The organism is Enterobacter sp. UCD-UG_FMILLET (assembly GCF_000762975.1).
Classification (GTDB): domain Bacteria; phylum Pseudomonadota; class Gammaproteobacteria; order Enterobacterales; family Enterobacteriaceae; genus Enterobacter; species Enterobacter dykesii.
The window spans coordinates 67399-82666 of record NZ_JRJC01000045.1 but is presented as its reverse complement, the minus strand read 5'-3'; the positions used below and the strand labels follow the sequence as shown (position 1 = coordinate 82666).

At 57.7% G+C, this 15268-nt stretch carries 13 protein-coding genes; 8 read left to right on the top strand and 5 right to left on the bottom strand.

Annotated elements, in window-relative coordinates; genetic code table 11:
• Positions 1-34: 34 nt before the first annotated feature.
• A complete protein-coding gene (argE, locus tag LA04_RS21045) occupies positions 35-1186 on the bottom strand; it encodes an acetylornithine deacetylase (protein ID WP_047653031.1) in 1152 nt (383 codons plus the stop codon).
• Between the two features lie 88 nt (positions 1187-1274).
• Between argE and argC the strand changes: the two genes are divergently transcribed.
• From argC to argH, 3 genes are all read left to right on the top strand, one after another.
• Complete coding sequence (argC, locus tag LA04_RS21040; RefSeq protein WP_047653030.1) at positions 1275-2279, top strand: N-acetyl-gamma-glutamyl-phosphate reductase; 1005 nt, start codon at positions 1275-1277, stop codon at positions 2277-2279.
• A 6-nt stretch (positions 2280-2285) separates the two neighbouring features.
• Entirely contained in the window at positions 2286-3062 is a 777-nt protein-coding gene (gene argB, locus LA04_RS21035) for an acetylglutamate kinase (protein WP_090420882.1), read from the top strand.
• A 78-nt stretch (positions 3063-3140) separates the two neighbouring features.
• Positions 3141-4514, top strand: coding sequence for an argininosuccinate lyase (gene argH / locus LA04_RS21030; protein WP_047653029.1), 1374 nt, complete (start codon positions 3141-3143; stop codon positions 4512-4514).
• Positions 4515-4569: 55 nt separating this feature from the next.
• Here the strand turns inward: argH and LA04_RS21025 are convergent, their stop codons facing one another.
• Positions 4570-7002 (bottom strand): bifunctional aspartate kinase/homoserine dehydrogenase II, encoded by a 2433-nt coding sequence (locus LA04_RS21025; RefSeq protein ID WP_047653027.1) that lies wholly within the window; start codon positions 7000-7002, stop codon positions 4570-4572.
• A gap of 2 nt (positions 7003-7004) precedes the next feature.
• The gene (gene metB / locus LA04_RS21020) at positions 7005-8165 is read right to left on the bottom strand and encodes a cystathionine gamma-synthase (protein WP_047653026.1); all 1161 of its coding nucleotides are present in this window, start codon (positions 8163-8165) and stop codon (positions 7005-7007) included.
• A 276-nt stretch (positions 8166-8441) separates the two neighbouring features.
• On the opposite strand from metB, the gene metJ reads away from it, so the two are divergent.
• Entirely contained in the window at positions 8442-8759 is a 318-nt protein-coding gene (gene metJ, locus LA04_RS21015; protein WP_015966498.1) for a met regulon transcriptional regulator MetJ, read from the top strand.
• 42 nt (positions 8760-8801) lie between these two features.
• On the opposite strand, the gene LA04_RS21010 is transcribed toward metJ, so the two are convergent.
• Both LA04_RS21010 and rpmE read right to left on the bottom strand, forming a co-directional pair.
• Positions 8802-9482: an oligogalacturonate-specific porin KdgM family protein gene (locus LA04_RS21010; RefSeq protein WP_047653023.1), complete on the bottom strand. Its 681-nt coding sequence runs from the start codon at positions 9480-9482 to the stop codon at positions 8802-8804.
• Between the two features lie 315 nt (positions 9483-9797).
• Positions 9798-10010, bottom strand: a complete 213-nt coding sequence (gene rpmE / locus LA04_RS21005; protein WP_003862040.1) for a 50S ribosomal protein L31 — start codon at positions 10008-10010, stop codon at positions 9798-9800.
• A gap of 200 nt (positions 10011-10210) precedes the next feature.
• Between rpmE and priA the strand changes: the two genes are divergently transcribed.
• The 4 genes from priA to hslV all read left to right on the top strand — a co-directional run bounded on the left by priA (position 10211) and on the right by hslV (position 15265).
• Positions 10211-12406: a primosomal protein N' gene (gene priA / locus LA04_RS21000; RefSeq protein ID WP_047653021.1), complete on the top strand. Its 2196-nt coding sequence runs from the start codon at positions 10211-10213 to the stop codon at positions 12404-12406.
• A 119-nt stretch (positions 12407-12525) separates the two neighbouring features.
• Entirely contained in the window at positions 12526-13551 is a 1026-nt protein-coding gene (gene cytR, locus LA04_RS20995; RefSeq protein ID WP_047653020.1) for a DNA-binding transcriptional regulator CytR, read from the top strand.
• A gap of 93 nt (positions 13552-13644) precedes the next feature.
• Positions 13645-14640, top strand: coding sequence for a cell division protein FtsN (gene ftsN / locus LA04_RS20990; RefSeq protein ID WP_039264217.1), 996 nt, complete (start codon positions 13645-13647; stop codon positions 14638-14640).
• A 94-nt stretch (positions 14641-14734) separates the two neighbouring features.
• On the top strand, positions 14735-15265 hold the full coding sequence (gene hslV / locus LA04_RS20985; RefSeq protein ID WP_008501802.1) for an ATP-dependent protease subunit HslV: 531 nt from the start codon (positions 14735-14737) through the stop codon (positions 15263-15265).
• Positions 15266-15268: the final 3 nt, after the last annotated feature.

Here is a 15268-nt window from a genome sequence, read left to right as displayed (position 1 = left end):
GTTTTCTCCCCCTGGGGGGATGCACGGGGCGGTTTTAATGCCAGCAGAAGTGATGCACAACCTGGGTAATCAATTCGCGAGTTGGCTTGATGAAGCGGGTCTCCAGATATTCATCCGGCTGGTGGGCCTGGTTGATGGAGCCGGGGCCCAGGACCAGCGTAGGGCAAAGCGTCTGAATAAACGGCGCTTCGGTGCAGTAGTTCACCACGTCGGTTTTCTCACCGAGCAGCTTTTCCACCACTTCAACCAGCTGATGATCCGGCGGACATTCGTAACCCGGGATCGGCGGATGCAGTTCGGAGACCGTCAGGCGGCCCGGCCAGCGCTCGCTCACCGGGGCCAGCGCTTCATTCAGCAGGCCGTCGAGATCGCTGAGGGTCATGCCCGGCAGCGGGCGGATGTCCATATGCAGTTCGCAGCAGGCGCAGATGCGGTTCGAGGCATCGCCGCCGTGCAGGCTGCCGAGGTTCAGGGTCGGATACGGCACGGTGAACGCGTCGTAGTGGTAGCGCTCTTTCAGATCGTCGCGCAGGGCCATGATGCGGCCGATGGCGTCATGCATCAGCTCAATGGCGTTCACGCCGCGCGCCGGGTCGCTGGAGTGGCCGGACTGGCCCAGCACGCGCACGGCGGTAGAGATATGGCCTTTGTGCGCGCGGATCGGCTGCAGAGACGTCGGCTCGCCGATGATCGCGCAGTCCGGGCGAATCGATGTGTTTTCAGAGAAGTAGCGCGCGCCCGCCATGCTGGTTTCTTCATCGGCGGTCGCCAGAATGTAGAGCGGTTTTTTCAGCTTCGTCACGTCCACGTCACGCAGCGCGTCGAGGATAAAGGCGAAGAAGCCTTTCATGTCGGCGGTGCCCAGGCCATAGAGCTTGTTGTCGTGCTCGGTCAGGGTGAACGGATCGCGCGTCCAGCGGCCGTCGTCAAACGGCACCGTATCGGTATGACCGGCCAGCAGCAGGCCGCCCGCACCGGTTCCGGTGCTGGCGAGCAGGTTAAATTTGTGGCGGGTTCCGGGAACGGGCTGAACCTCAACGTTAAACCCAAGATCGCTAAACCAACCCGCCAGCAGATTGATTAAAGACTCATTGCTCTGATCCAGCGCTTCTTCCGTTGCGCTGATGGACGGTGTGGCAATCAGGGCGCGGTAGATCTCGATAAATGGCGGTAAGTTCATTTTCATTGTTGACACACCTTAGGTCGTGATAGTATCAATATTCATGCAATAAATGTGAATAAAAATACACTAACGTTGAGCATAAAGGAACCCGATGTTGAATACGCTGATTGTAGGCGCTAGCGGTTATGCGGGCGCAGAGCTTGTAAGCTACGTGAATCGCCATCCACATATGACCATAACCGCTTTGACCGTGTCAGCGCAAAGCAATGATGCAGGAAAGTTAATTTCCGATCTGCATCCGCAGCTTAAGGGCCTGGTCGATCTGCCGCTGCAGCCCATGTCTGACATCAGCGAGTTTACCGACGGCGTCGACGTGGTGTTTTTAGCCACCGCGCACGAGGTCAGCCACGACCTGGCGCCGCAGTTCCTGGCGGCCGGCTGCGTGGTCTTCGACCTTTCCGGCGCGTTCCGCGTGAACGACGGCGCGTTCTACGAAAAATATTATGGTTTCACCCATCAGCATTCGGATCTGCTTGAAAAAGCGGTGTACGGCCTGGCGGAGTGGAGCGCAGACAAACTAAAAGAAGCGGACCTTATTGCCGTGCCGGGCTGCTACCCGACGGCGGCGCAGCTTTCCCTGAAGCCGCTGATCGACGCAGGCCTGCTGGATCTGAGCCAGTGGCCGGTGATCAACGCCACCAGCGGCGTGAGCGGTGCAGGACGCAAGGCCGCTATTTCCAACAGCTTCTGCGAAGTGAGCCTTCAGCCGTATGGCGTGTTTAATCACCGTCATCACCCTGAAATCACGACGCATCTGGGCGCGGACGTCATTTTCACCCCGCACCTGGGCAGCTTCCCGCGCGGGATCCTCGAAACCATTACCTGCCGCCTGAAGCCTGGCGTAACCAACGAGCAGGTGAGCGAGGCCTTCACGCAGGCGTATGCGGATAAACCGCTGGTGCGCCTGTACGATAAAGGCGTGCCGGCGCTGAAAAACGTGGTCGGCCTGCCGTTCTGCGACATCGGCTTTGCCGTGCAGGGCGAGCACCTGATTGTGGTGGCCGCAGAAGATAACTTACTCAAAGGCGCTGCCGCACAGGCAATGCAGTGTGCAAATATTCGTTTCGGTTTCCCGGAAACGCAGGCTCTTATTTAAGGTGTGATGATGAACCCATTAATTATCAAACTCGGTGGTGTACTGCTGGACAGCGAAGAAGCGCTGGAGCGTCTGTTTACCGCGCTGGTGAACTATCGTGAATCACACCAGCGTCCGCTGGTGATTGTGCACGGTGGCGGCTGCGTGGTGGACGAGCTGATGAAAGGGCTCAACCTGCCGGTGAAAAAGAAGAACGGCCTGCGCGTCACGCCGGCCGATCAGATTGACATCATTACCGGCGCGCTGGCGGGTACGGCGAACAAAACGCTGCTGGCGTGGGCGAAGAAACACCACATCGCGTCCGTTGGCCTCTATCTGGGTGATGGCGACAGCGTAAAAGTGACCCAGCTCGACGAAGAGCTCGGCCACGTTGGACTGGCGCAGCCAGGTTCGCCTAAGCTGATTAACACGCTGCTGGAAGGAGGTTTCCTGCCGGTGGTGAGCTCCATCGGCGTGACCGAAGAGGGCGAGCTGATGAACGTCAACGCTGACCAGGCGGCGACGGCACTGGCGGCAACGCTGGGCGCGGATCTGATCCTGCTTTCCGACGTGAGCGGCATTCTGGACGGCAAAGGCCAGCGCATCGCGGAAATGACGGCTGAGAAAGCGGAGCAGCTGATTGCGCAGGGCATTATCACCGACGGCATGATCGTCAAAGTGAACGCCGCGCTGGATGCCGCACGCACGCTGGGCCGCCCAGTGGATATCGCCTCATGGCGTCACGCGGAACAACTGCCGGCGCTGTTTAACGGCACGCCGATTGGCACGCGTATTCTGGCGTAATCGATTTAATGTTTTGTAGGCCCGATAAGCGCAGCGCTACCGGGCAATGAAATTCAAAGATATTTAAGGAAGCATGTTATGGCACTTTGGGGTGGGCGTTTTACACAGGCAGCGGATCAGCGGTTCAAACAGTTCAACGACTCTTTGCGCTTCGACTACCGCCTGGCCGAACAGGATATTGTCGGCTCTGTGGCCTGGTCCAAAGCGCTGGTGACGGCGGGCGTACTGACCGCAGACGAACAATTACGGCTGGAAGAAGCGCTGAACAATCTGCTGGAAGAGGTGCGTCTTAACCCGCAGCAGATCCTCGAAAGCGATGCTGAAGATATTCACAGCTGGGTGGAAGGCAAACTGATCGACAAAGTCGGTCAGCTGGGTAAAAAGCTGCATACCGGGCGCAGCCGTAACGACCAGGTCGCCACCGACCTGAAGCTGTGGTGTAAAGATACCGTTGGCGAACTGCTGGCGGCTAACCGTCAGCTGCAGAGCGCGCTGGTGGAAACCGCGCAGAACAACCAGGATGCGGTGATGCCGGGTTATACCCACCTGCAGCGCGCGCAGCCGGTGACCTTCGCGCACTGGTGTCTGGCCTACGTTGAGATGCTGGCGCGTGACGAAAGCCGTCTGCAGGATACCCTGAAACGTCTGGACGTCAGCCCGCTGGGCAGCGGCGCGCTGGCCGGCACGGCGTATGAAATCGACCGCGAACAGCTGGCAGGCTGGCTGGGCTTTGCCTCCGCCACCCGTAACAGCCTGGACAGCGTGTCCGACCGCGACCACGTGCTGGAGCTGCTCTCGAATGCCTCTATCGGCATGGTGCACCTGTCGCGCTTTGCTGAAGACCTGATTTTCTTTAACTCTGGCGAAGCGGGCTTCGTCGAGCTGTCCGACCGCGTGACCTCAGGTTCATCCCTGATGCCGCAGAAGAAAAACCCGGACGCGCTGGAGCTGATCCGCGGCAAATGTGGCCGCGTGCAGGGCGCGCTGACCGGCATGATGATGACACTGAAAGGGCTGCCGCTGGCGTACAACAAAGACATGCAGGAAGACAAGGAAGGGCTGTTCGACGCGCTCGACACCTGGCTGGACTGTTTGCACATGGGCGCGCTGGTGCTGGACGGCATTCAGGTGAAACGTCCGCGCTGTCAGGAAGCGGCGCAGCAGGGCTATGCGAACTCTACCGAACTGGCGGATTATCTGGTGGCGAAAGGCGTACCGTTCCGTGAGGCGCACCATATTGTGGGTGAAGCGGTGGTGGAAGCCATTCGTCAGGGTAAACCGCTGGAAGATCTGGCGCTGGCCGACCTGCAGAAGTTCAGCGCGGTTATCGGGGATGATGTGTATCCGATCCTTGCGCTGCAGTCTTGCCTGGATAAACGTGCCGCGAAAGGCGGCGTGTCGCCTAAGCAGGTGGCGCAGGCGATAGCGGATGCGAAAAACCGGTTGGTTTAATCTGTCCTGACAGATGCCCTCTCCCACCGTGCGGGGAGAGGGCCAGGGTGAGGAGTTACAGCAGCTTAGCCAGACGGTTGATGTCGGACTGAATGGCTCCAGCGGTGACGTCGCGCCCCGCACCAGGACCGCGGATCACCAGCGGGTTATCGCGATACCAGCGGCTTTCGATGGCGAAGACGTTATCGCACGGCAGCAGCGCCGCCAGCGGATGTTCAGGACGCACCGCCTCGACGCCGACTCGCGCTTTCCCGTTGGCCTCGAAACGCGCAACATAGCGCAGCACCAGCCCCATCTCGTTCGCCGCCTCCAGACGCTGTACCATCTGCTCGTTCAACTCTTCACCATTTTCAAAGAAATGGTCCACAGAACCTTCTTCACAGCCGGCAGGCACCAGCGATTCGACGCGTACGGCATCCGGTTCGATGTCATAACCGGCTTCACGCGCCAGGATCACCAGCTTACGCATCACGTCTTTGCCGGAAAGGTCAACGCGCGGATCGGGCTCGGTTAAGCCCTGCTGCCACGCCTGATCCACCAGGTCGGTGAACGGGACGGTGCCGTCAAACTGCAGGAACAGCCAGGAGAGCGTGCCGGAGAAGATACCGCTCAGCGCCAGAATGCTGTCGCCGCTTTCAATCAGGTCACGCACGGTGTGGTTAACCGGCAGGCCAGCCCCAACGGTAGCGTTATAGAGCCAGTGGCGCCCTGTTTTTTCAAACGCGTCGTGGATCTGGCGGTATTTATCGGTGCTGCTTGCCCCAGCCAGCTTATTGGCGCTGATGACGTGGAAACCGTGGCTGGCGAAATCCAGGTACTGATCGGCAAGCTGTTCGCTGGCGGTGACGTCCAGCACCACCAGATCGTCATACGGGTGCGCACGCATCCACAGGAACAGCGACTCTTCATCCTGCTCAACCGCTTCATCATTAAAGAACGCAAGCGCGCGGCTGGCATCCAGCCCTTCGTAGTTCAGGAGGCTGCGGCGGCTGTCCACCACGCCCGCAAGAATGAATTCAAATCCGGTACGCGCCGAGAGCGTCACCTGTTCGCGGGCGAACAGCTCCAGCCAGCGGGAACCGATGTTGCCTTTCCCGAATAGCACCAGGCCGATGCGCTTTTCCGCGCGGAACAGGGAGGTGTGCAGGCCCTGAATCAGGCTCTCGGTTGGCCCTTTGCGCAGGACGGCGACCAGGCTGATGCCCTCTTCCGACTGCCAGGTGAACTCCACCGGCTGGCCTTTCAGCTGCTGCCAGAAGCGGTGGCAGTGCAGCGGGTTACGGGTGACGCCCGCGCCCACCATCGCCACCAGCGCGAGCCCCTGACGCAGGCGAAGCTCGCCCGGCAGGCCCGCTTCATCCAGAATTTTCAGCGCGCTGTCCGCCACTTCAGCGGTATAGCAGAACTGCAGCAGCTGGCGATCGTTATGCACGCCAACGGCCAGCGGACGCACCTGGGCGCGTTTCAGGATCGTGTCGATCTCTTTATGCGCCAGCTTGAAGTCCTGGCCCGCAGGCACCTGGAACTCAATCAGGCAGATGTCGTCGTGGCTGGTGACAATACGCGCCCCGGTACCGGACGCCAGCACGCGCTCAATGCGCGTGGAGCCTTGATCCGGGGTGTAACTGCAGCGCAGCTGGAGGTCGATATCGCTGCCGGAAACCGGCTGCAGCGTACGGGCGTGCAGCACCGGCGCAGCCAGACGCGCCAGCTCGCTGGCTTCGTCGAGACGCAGCAGCGGCAGCAGGCAGGCATCTTTTACTTTGCGCGGGTCAGCGCTGTACACACCGGCTACGTCGCTCCAGATGGTGACGCGGGACACGCCCGCCAGGGCACCAATCTGCGTTGCCGAGTAGTCCGAACCGTTACGGCCCAGAAGCACGGTTTCACCCGCGTTGCTGCGGCTGATAAAGCCGGTGACGACAATACGTTTGCCCGGGTGCTGCACGAGCAGCTGTTGCAGCAGCGGGTAGGACAACCCTTCATCCACCTGCGGCTGCGCGGCGCGTTCGGCGCGCAGGAAATCACGCGCGTCGAGCCAGGCCGCTTCCACGCCCAGGTGTTGCAGCACGGCGGCCATCAGGCGCGCGGACCACACTTCACCGTGGCCCACCACTTCGGCATACACCGCGTCGGTAATTCCGCTGTCCAGCAGGGCAGCCAGACGCTCAAGGTCATGCGTAAAGGCGCCGATCAACCCGTCCGCCACGTCCGCAGGCAGCAGGCCGGCAATCAGCTCGCTCTGGTAACGGCGTAAGGACTGTTGCACCTGATGCGCAGAAAGGCGATCGGTCTGGCTCAGCTTCAGCCAGCTAATCAACTGGTTGGTGGTGCTGCCCGCCGCCGAGACAACCATCATGTCACCCGGCTGTGAATATTCCGTCATGATGCCTGCAACGCGCAGGTAACATTTCACATCAGCAAGACTACTACCACCAAACTTGTGCAGTTGACGACCCTTCGCCCCTGCCTGCGCTATCACACTCATGATTACCCCTTGGCTGCGATCCGGAAGGCATTTTCCAGATCGGCAATTAAATCTTCAGAATCTTCAATGCCGGTTGAGATACGTAGCAGCGTCTCAGAAATTCCGGCGGCGGCACGTGCTTCCGGTGCCATACCTGCGTGCGTCATGGTCGCGGCGTGGGAGATCAAGCTTTCAACCCCACCTAAGGATTCCGCCAGCGTAAACAATGACAGCCCGCTCAGGAAGCGACGCAGCGTTTGCTCGTCACCGTCCAGTTCAAAACTTAACATCGCGCCAAATCCCTTCTGCTGGCGTGCGGCAATCTCGTGCCCCTGGTTTTCCGGCAGCGACGGGTGATAGAGCTTCTTCACCAGCGGCTGGGTTTTCAGGAAATCCACAATCGCCTGGGCATTGCGCTGCGCCACTTCCATGCGCGGCGACAGCGTGCGAATGCCGCGCAACAGCAGATAGCTGTCGAAGGCACCCGCGGTGACGCCAATATTATTGGCCCACCATGCCAGTTCGGTGACAACGTCGGGATCTTTGGCAATCACCACGCCCGCCACCACATCAGAATGGCCGTTCAGATATTTAGTGCATGAATGCAATACCAGATCGGCACCCAGTGCGAGTGGGTTCTGAAGGGCCGGACTGAGGAACGTATTATCCACTACACTTATCGCTCCCGCATCCCTTGCGAGCTGACAAATTTTCGCAATATCGACAACGCGCAACAACGGATTGCTTGGACTTTCCACCAGAACCAGCTTCGGCTGCTCTGCCAGGGCCTGTTTCAGCGCCTGTTCATCGTTTTGATCGACAAACAGCACGCGATAGCAGCCGCGTTTCGCCAGGCTGTCAAACAGGCGATAGCTGCCGCCGTAGCAGTCGTGCGGCGCAACCAGCAGATCGCCCGGTTTCAGGAACACCGTGGTCACCAGGTGAATGGCGGACATCCCCGTATTGGTTAATACTGCACCCGCGCCACCTTCCAGCTCGGCCAGCGCGCGCTGGGTCACGTCTCGCGTAGGATTGCCACGACGCGAATAATCATGCGCGCGGGGTTCATTAAATCCGGTGAAATTGTAGGTACTGGAAAGATGAATCGGCGGGACAACGCAGCCGTACTGCTCGTCATCATTTAATCCGCTACGCACTGCAATAGTGGCCTGTTTACGCGTCATGGTGAGGGCTTCCTGGCGAATGAGGTGAAAAGTCAGGCACCAGAGTAAACATTGAAAGTATGGACGTCAATACATCTGGACATCTAAACTTCTTTGCGTATAGATTGAGCAAAGCGCAAATAGCCGTTAAAATTATATGCTTTAGTGCACGCTGCAGCGGCAATATCCGTGCCACGGTATCGTCTCTACGGTAAACTAGACAAGATTGCGGTTCAAAACGGGTGGTTACAGGTTTTGCACCTTTAAATAAATGACTGAGAGGATTAAAGGTATCTCATGGCTGAATGGAGCGGCGAATATATCAGCCCATACGCTGAGCACGGTAAGAAGAGTGAGCAAGTAAAGAAAATTACGGTTTCCATTCCTCTGAAGGTGTTGAAGATCCTCACCGATGAACGTACGCGTCGTCAGGTGAACAACCTGCGCCACGCGACCAACAGCGAACTGCTGTGCGAAGCGTTTCTGCATGCGTTTACCGGTCAACCGTTGCCGAACGATGAAGATCTGCGCAAAGAGCGTAGTGATGAAATCCCGGAAGAGGCGAAAGTCATCATGCGTGAACTGGGCATTGACCCGGAGACGTGGGAATACTAACTGCGGTGCGATCCCGCTGAGATTACTCAGCGGGATGGTTTCTTAGAAGTTGTAGCCTAAACCCACGCGCAGACGCGTCTGGCGGTCGTCGCTGGTGGCGGTGTTATAGCCGGAAGAGACGTTGCCCACTTCCACAAATGGGATCCACGAGTCGATGTTATACGCCACGCGGAAGTTATATTCGTAATCTTCTTTTTTATTGTTATACAGGTCTTCATTGTCGGCGAATTTATAAATGCCGTTTAACTCGAACATCCAGCCATCAATATTATAACCCAGCCACATTTCCGGACGATAAACCATACGGTCATCTTTACCATCAGCATTACGGCGGGTGTATTCCGTACGATAACGAAACGCCGTCCACCAGCTGCCATTAATATTATACTGCACGCGCAGATAAGGCTTATAGATGGCCATGTCATCACCCATTTCAACGGCGATGCCCGGCTGCCAGATAAAACCTTGCCAGGTAAATTGATAGCTTGCGGTATATTCGTTGCTGTTACTTTCCATATTATTAAGCGCGTCGTTAGACTGCTTGTTATCGGAGCGCGATACCGCCTCAACCGCTACGCCAAAGCCGGTGCCAAAGCGGTGCGACATGTACACACGGTCATAGTTACGCCCATCGTCGTAATACTCGTGTCGGTAATCCACATATCCCGCCTGCGCCGCGCACGATATTAACGGAAGCACAAATAAGAGTTGCTTCAATTTCATAATATTTCCCTCGAAGTAAACGCACCCTGAAAGCCACTGTGTCGTCATGGCAAATAAGAATGTATGACGGGCGCAGTGTAAGTTTACGAAACGAGAGAAACCTTTTAATTTTTGACACCCCCGTCAAAAGGATGGCAAAGAATTAAAGAAATGAGAGATGCAGTTCACTATCCGTTAAAGAATAAACCAGACAAATATATTTAATACAATGATACGTAATTAATTATTTTAGATATAAATGTTAAGATGTGATTTATTCAGAAGGGATATTACAGGCACAAAAAAAACCGCCCGAAGGCGGTTTTTCCTGGATGCTTATTTAGCGCCCGGGATGCTGAAACGCTTGTTGAAGCGGTCAACACGGCCACCGGTTGCAACGTCACGCTGCTTACCAGTGTAGAACGGGTGGCATTTGCCGCACACGTCCAGGTTCAGATCGTGACCCACGGTAGAGCGGATCTGGATAGAGTTACCGCAAGAACAGTTTGCAGTAATCATTTCGTATTTCGGGTGAATATCTTTTTTCATGGGAGAACCTCAGTTAAGGCCGCGTCGCTCTTCCAGCCCTAACGCCAGACACCACGCGATGTTGATTGTAAGTTCTTTGGCGTAAAGTACACCAAAGGCGGCGAATCATACAGAATTTGACCAACGTATGCAAACTGATCCGCACGCCGCTTTTACTAATGTGTATACTAACGCGCCACTTTTCAAGTCAGGAAGATTCGATGCCCGTCGCTCACGTTGCCCTGCCCGTTCCGCTTCCCCGCACCTTTGACTACCTGCTGCCCGACAGCATGAGCGCCAAAGCGGGCTGCCGCGTGACCGTGCCGTTTGGCAAACAGCAGCGCGTGGGGATCGTTGTCTCCGTCAGCGATAAAAGCGAGCTGCCGCTTAATGAGCTGAAGTCAGTCGTTGAGGTGCTGGACAGCGAGCCCGTTTACTCTGCCAGCACCTGGCGACTGCTGCTGTGGGCGGCGGATTATTATCATCACCCCATTGGCGACGTCCTGTTCCATGCCCTGCCGATCATGCTGCGCCAGGGCAAAAGCGCCAGCCATGCGCCGATGTGGTACTGGTTTGCCACCGAGCAGGGCCAGGCGGTGGACATCAACAGCCTGAAGCGATCGCAGAAACAGCAGCAGGCGCTGGCGGCGCTGCGTCAGGGGAAAATCTGGCGGCATCAGGTCGACGAGCTTGAGGTCAGCGAAACGGCGCTACAGGCCTTAAGAAAGAAAGGGCTGAGCGAACTGGCAAGCGAAGCACCTGCCCTTTACGACTGGCGCGAGAGTTTCTCCGTTTCAGGGGATCGCCTGCGTCTGAATACCGAGCAGGCCACCGCCGTGGGCGCGATTCATAGCGCCTCCGATCATTTCTCTGCCTGGCTGCTGGCAGGGGTGACGGGTTCCGGTAAAACGGAGGTCTACCTGAGCGTGCTGGAAAACGTGCTCGCTCAGGGCAAACAGGCGCTGGTGATGGTGCCGGAAATTGGCCTGACGCCGCAAACCATCGCCCGATTCCGCGAGCGCTTTAACGCGCCGGTTGAGGTGCTGCACTCCGGCCTGAACGACAGCGAACGCCTCAGCGCCTGGCTGAAAGCGAAAAACGGCGAAGCGGCGATTGTGATCGGCACCCGCTCGTCGCTGTTTACGCCGTTTAAAAATCTTGGCGTTATCGTGATCGACGAAGAGCACGACAGCTCCTATAAGCAGCAGGAAGGCTGGCGCTACCACGCCCGCGATCTGGCGGTTTATCGCGCGCATAGCGAGCAAATACCCATTATTCTCGGCTCCGCCACGCCTGCGCTCGAAACGCTGCACAACGTGCGCCAGCGCAAATACCACATGCTGCGCCTGACGCGTCGGGCGGGGAATGCCCGTCCGGCCATTCAGCACGTGCTGGATCTGAAAGGCCAGCAGGTCCAGGCCGGGCTTGCGCCTGCACTCATTACCCGCATGCGCCAGCACCTGCAGGCGGGGAATCAGGTCATTCTGTTTCTGAACCGCCGCGGATTCGCCCCCGCGCTGCTGTGCCACGACTGCGGCTGGATTGCCGAGTGCCCGCGCTGTGACCACTACTATACCTTCCACCAGGCCCAGCGGCATTTGCGCTGCCACCACTGCGACAGCCAGCGCCCGGTGCCGCGCCAGTGCCCGTCGTGTGGTTCAACCCATATTGTGCCGGTCGGTCTGGGAACGGAACAGCTGGAACAGGCGCTTGGTCCTTTCTTCCCGGACGTGCCTATTTCGCGTATCGACAGGGACACCACCAGCCGTAAAGGGGCGCTGGAACAGCAGCTGGCGGAAGTGCATCGCGGCGGCGCGCGCATCCTGATTGGCACCCAGATGCTGGCTAAAGGCCATCACTTCCCGGACGTGACGCTGGTCGCCCTGCTGGACGTGGACGGCGCGCTGTTCTCGGCAGATTTCCGCTCAGCCGAGCGCTTCGCCCAGCTTTATACTCAGGTGGCAGGACGTGCTGGTCGCGCCGGTAAACAGGGCGAAGTGGTGTTGCAAACGCACCATCCTGAGCACCCGCTGCTGCAAACCCTGCTGCATAAAGGCTATGACGCTTTTGCCGAGCAGGCGCTGGCCGAGCGACAGACCATGCAGCTGCCGCCGTGGACCAGCCACGTCATTATCCGCGCGGAAGACCATAACAACCAGCAGGCGCCGCTTTTCCTGCAGCAGCTGAGAAACCTCCTGCAGGCCAGCCCGCTGGTGGATAATCAGCTGTGGATCCTGGGCCCGGTGCCGGCACTCGCACCAAAGCGCGGCGGACGTTTCCGCTGGCAAATCTTACTTCAGCACCCCTCACGTGTTCGCCTGCAGCATATCGTCAGCGGCACGCTGGCGCTCATCAACACGCTACCGGAAGCGCGAAAAGTGAAGTGGGTACTGGACGTCGATCCCATCGAAGGCTGAAGCTGGATCGAAAAATTTAACGCTCCTCACACTTTTTATGAAAATTCTGTAACCGATTCCATTAACTATCTGTAAAAATGGTGATGTCAGAAGTTCGGTGTTCAGTCGAGGAGAAGACGTTGAAGTCCAGGAAAGAGGTTGCCACAGCGACCATGAAAGACGTTGCCGAGAAAGCACAAGTCTCAACGGCAACCGTGTCCCGCGCATTAATGAACCCGGATAAAGTCTCCCAGGCGACCCGTAACCGAGTGGAGCAGGCTGCGCTTGAAGTGGGCTATTTCCCGCAGGCGATGGGGCGTAACGTCAAACGCAACGAGTCGCGCACCATTCTGGTAATTGTGCCGGACATCTGTGACCCTTTCTTCAGCGAGATTATCCGCGGTATTGAAGTCACCGCCGCGGAACAGGGTTACCTGGTGCTGATTGGCGACTGTGCTCATCAGAACCAGCAGGAAAAGACCTTCATCGATCTCATTATCACCAAGCAGATCGACGGCATGCTGCTGCTTGGCTCTCGCCTGCCGTTTGATGCCAGCATTGAAGAGCAGCGTAATTTACCGCCGATGGTGATGGCCAACGAGTTTGCGCCAGAGCTGGAGCTGCCGACCGTCCATATTGATAACCTCACCGCCGCGTTCAACGCCGTAAACTATCTCCAGGAGCTGGGGCATAAGCGCATTGGCTGTATTGCCGGGCCGGAAGAGATGCCGCTGTGTCACTATCGCTTACAGGGCTACGTTCAGGCGCTGCGCCGTACCGGCGTCACCGTCGATCCTCACTACATTGCGCGCGGTGACTTTACCTTCGCCGCGGGTGGACAAGCGCTTGAGAAACTTCTGGATCTGCCTGAGCCGCCAACCGCCGTATTTTGTCACAGCGACGTGATGGCGCTGGGCGCATTGTCGTACGCCAAACGCCGCGGCCTGCGGATACCGAAAGATTTATCCATCATCGGATTCGATAATATTTCGCTTTCGGAATTTTGCGATCCGCCGCTCTCAACGGTCGCTCAGCCGCGCTATCAGATCGGCCGCGAAGCGATGCTTCTTCTGCTGGATCAGCTTCACGGTCAAACAGTTAGCAGCGGCTCGCGATTGCTGGACTGCGAACTGATTGTCCGCGGCACTACCCAGGCATTGACTTAAAGTAAACGTCTTTCGGATACCCTTATCTGGTCAAAGCCCCGCCGCTTAAGTAACATGGCGGACTGACGAACGAATAAATACAGCGAAACGATAGTGGCACAACGAGATTATGTACGTCGCGGCCAGCCGGCACCTTCGCGACGCAAAAAGAGTAGCTCAAGGAAAAAGCAACGTAACCTGCCTGCTGTCTCGCCAGCAATGGTCGCTATTGCTGCGGCTGTAGTCGTCGCCTTTATTGGTGGCCTGTACTTTATCACGCACCATAAAAAAGAAGAGTCCGAGGCGCTTCAGGCCAGTAAAGTTGCCGGAAATGGCCTTCCTCCGAAGCCTGAAGAGCGCTGGCGCTATATCAAAGAGCTGGAAAGCCGCCAGCCCGGGGTGCGTGCGCCAACCGAACCTTCTGCGGGTGGTGAAGTACAGAATGCGAATCAGCTGACGGATGAACAGCGTCAGCTGCTGGCCCAAATGCAGGCCGATATGCGCCAGCAGCCTACGCAGCTGAACGAAGTGCCGTGGAATGAGCAGACGCCGGCACAGCGCCAGCAAACGCTGCAGCGACGTCAGGCGCAACAGCAGATCCAGCAGCAGCAACAGCAGCAGTGGGCGCAAACCCAGCCGGTGCAGCAGCCGAAAGCACAGCCGCGGGTAACGGAACAGCCATACCAGCAGCAGACGCGTACGGCGCAGTCTCAGCCTGTCCAGCAGCAGCCGAAAACGCAGCCGCAGAAACAGGCCGCTCAGCCGTATCAGGATCTGCTCCAGACGCCAGCGCATACCACCGCGCAGCAGCCGAAAACGCAGCAGGCCGCGCCGGTGACCAAAGAGACTGAAGCGCCGAAACAGACGGCGGAGAAAAAAGACGAGCGCCGCTGGATGGTGCAGTGCGGTTCGTTCAAAGGCGCAGAGCAGGCGGAAACGGTACGCGCGCAGCTGGCCTTTGAAGGGTTTGATTCGCGTATTACTACCAATAACGGCTGGAATCGCGTGGTGATTGGTCCGGTAAAAGGCAAAGAAAACGCCGACGGCACTATTTCGCGGTTGAAAATCGCTGGCCACACAAACTGCATTCGACTCGCCTCCGGGGGTTGAAACCCCCAAAATCCCCCCCATCTATCATTTAATTCAGCCCTGAGCACAGGCTCAGGGCTTCTGTTTCCCGATTCTGTAACCAGGGGGTCTGCTCGTGACAACAATAGTAAGTGTACGCCGTAACGGCCATGTGGTAATCGCCGGTGATGGCCAGGCCACGCTGGGTAATACCGTCATGAAAGGCAACGTGAAGAAAGTGCGCCGTCTCTACAACGACAAAGTTATCGCCGGTTTTGCAGGCGGCACGGCGGACGCCTTCACGCTGTTTGAACTGTTTGAACGCAAACTGGAAATGCACCAGGGTCATCTGGTGAAAGCTGCCGTTGAGCTGGCGAAAGACTGGCGTACCGACCGCATGCTGCGCAAGCTCGAAGCGCTGCTGGCGGTAGCCGATGAAACCGCCTCGCTGATCATCACCGGTAACGGTGACGTGATTCAGCCGGAAAATGACCTGATTGCCATTGGCTCTGGCGGCCCTTATGCCCAGGCTGCAGCCCGCGCGCTGTTGGAAAATACCGACATGAACGCGCGTGATATCGCGGTGAAGGCGTTGGATATTGCAGGTGATATCTGCATTTATACCAACCACAACCACACCATCGAAGAATTGACCTCCAAAGCGTAAGGA

Excerpts from the sequence above, each read along its gene's own strand:
- argE (WP_047653031.1), bottom strand. The coding sequence starts at position 1,186 with ATGAAAATGAACTTACCGCCATTTATCGAGATCTACCGCGCCCTGATT.
- argC (WP_047653030.1), top strand. The coding sequence starts at position 1,275 with ATGTTGAATACGCTGATTGTAGGCGCTAGCGGTTATGCGGGCGCAGAG.
- argB (WP_090420882.1), top strand. The coding sequence starts at position 2,286 with ATGATGAACCCATTAATTATCAAACTCGGTGGTGTACTGCTGGACAGC.
- argH (WP_047653029.1), top strand. The coding sequence starts at position 3,141 with ATGGCACTTTGGGGTGGGCGTTTTACACAGGCAGCGGATCAGCGGTTC.
- LA04_RS21025 (WP_047653027.1), bottom strand. The coding sequence starts at position 7,002 with ATGAGTGTGATAGCGCAGGCAGGGGCGAAGGGTCGTCAACTGCACAAG.
- metB (WP_047653026.1), bottom strand. The coding sequence starts at position 8,165 with ATGACGCGTAAACAGGCCACTATTGCAGTGCGTAGCGGATTAAATGAT.
- metJ (WP_015966498.1), top strand. The coding sequence starts at position 8,442 with ATGGCTGAATGGAGCGGCGAATATATCAGCCCATACGCTGAGCACGGT.
- LA04_RS21010 (WP_047653023.1), bottom strand. The coding sequence starts at position 9,482 with ATGAAATTGAAGCAACTCTTATTTGTGCTTCCGTTAATATCGTGCGCG.
- rpmE (WP_003862040.1), bottom strand. The coding sequence starts at position 10,010 with ATGAAAAAAGATATTCACCCGAAATACGAAATGATTACTGCAAACTGT.
- priA (WP_047653021.1), top strand. The coding sequence starts at position 10,211 with ATGCCCGTCGCTCACGTTGCCCTGCCCGTTCCGCTTCCCCGCACCTTT.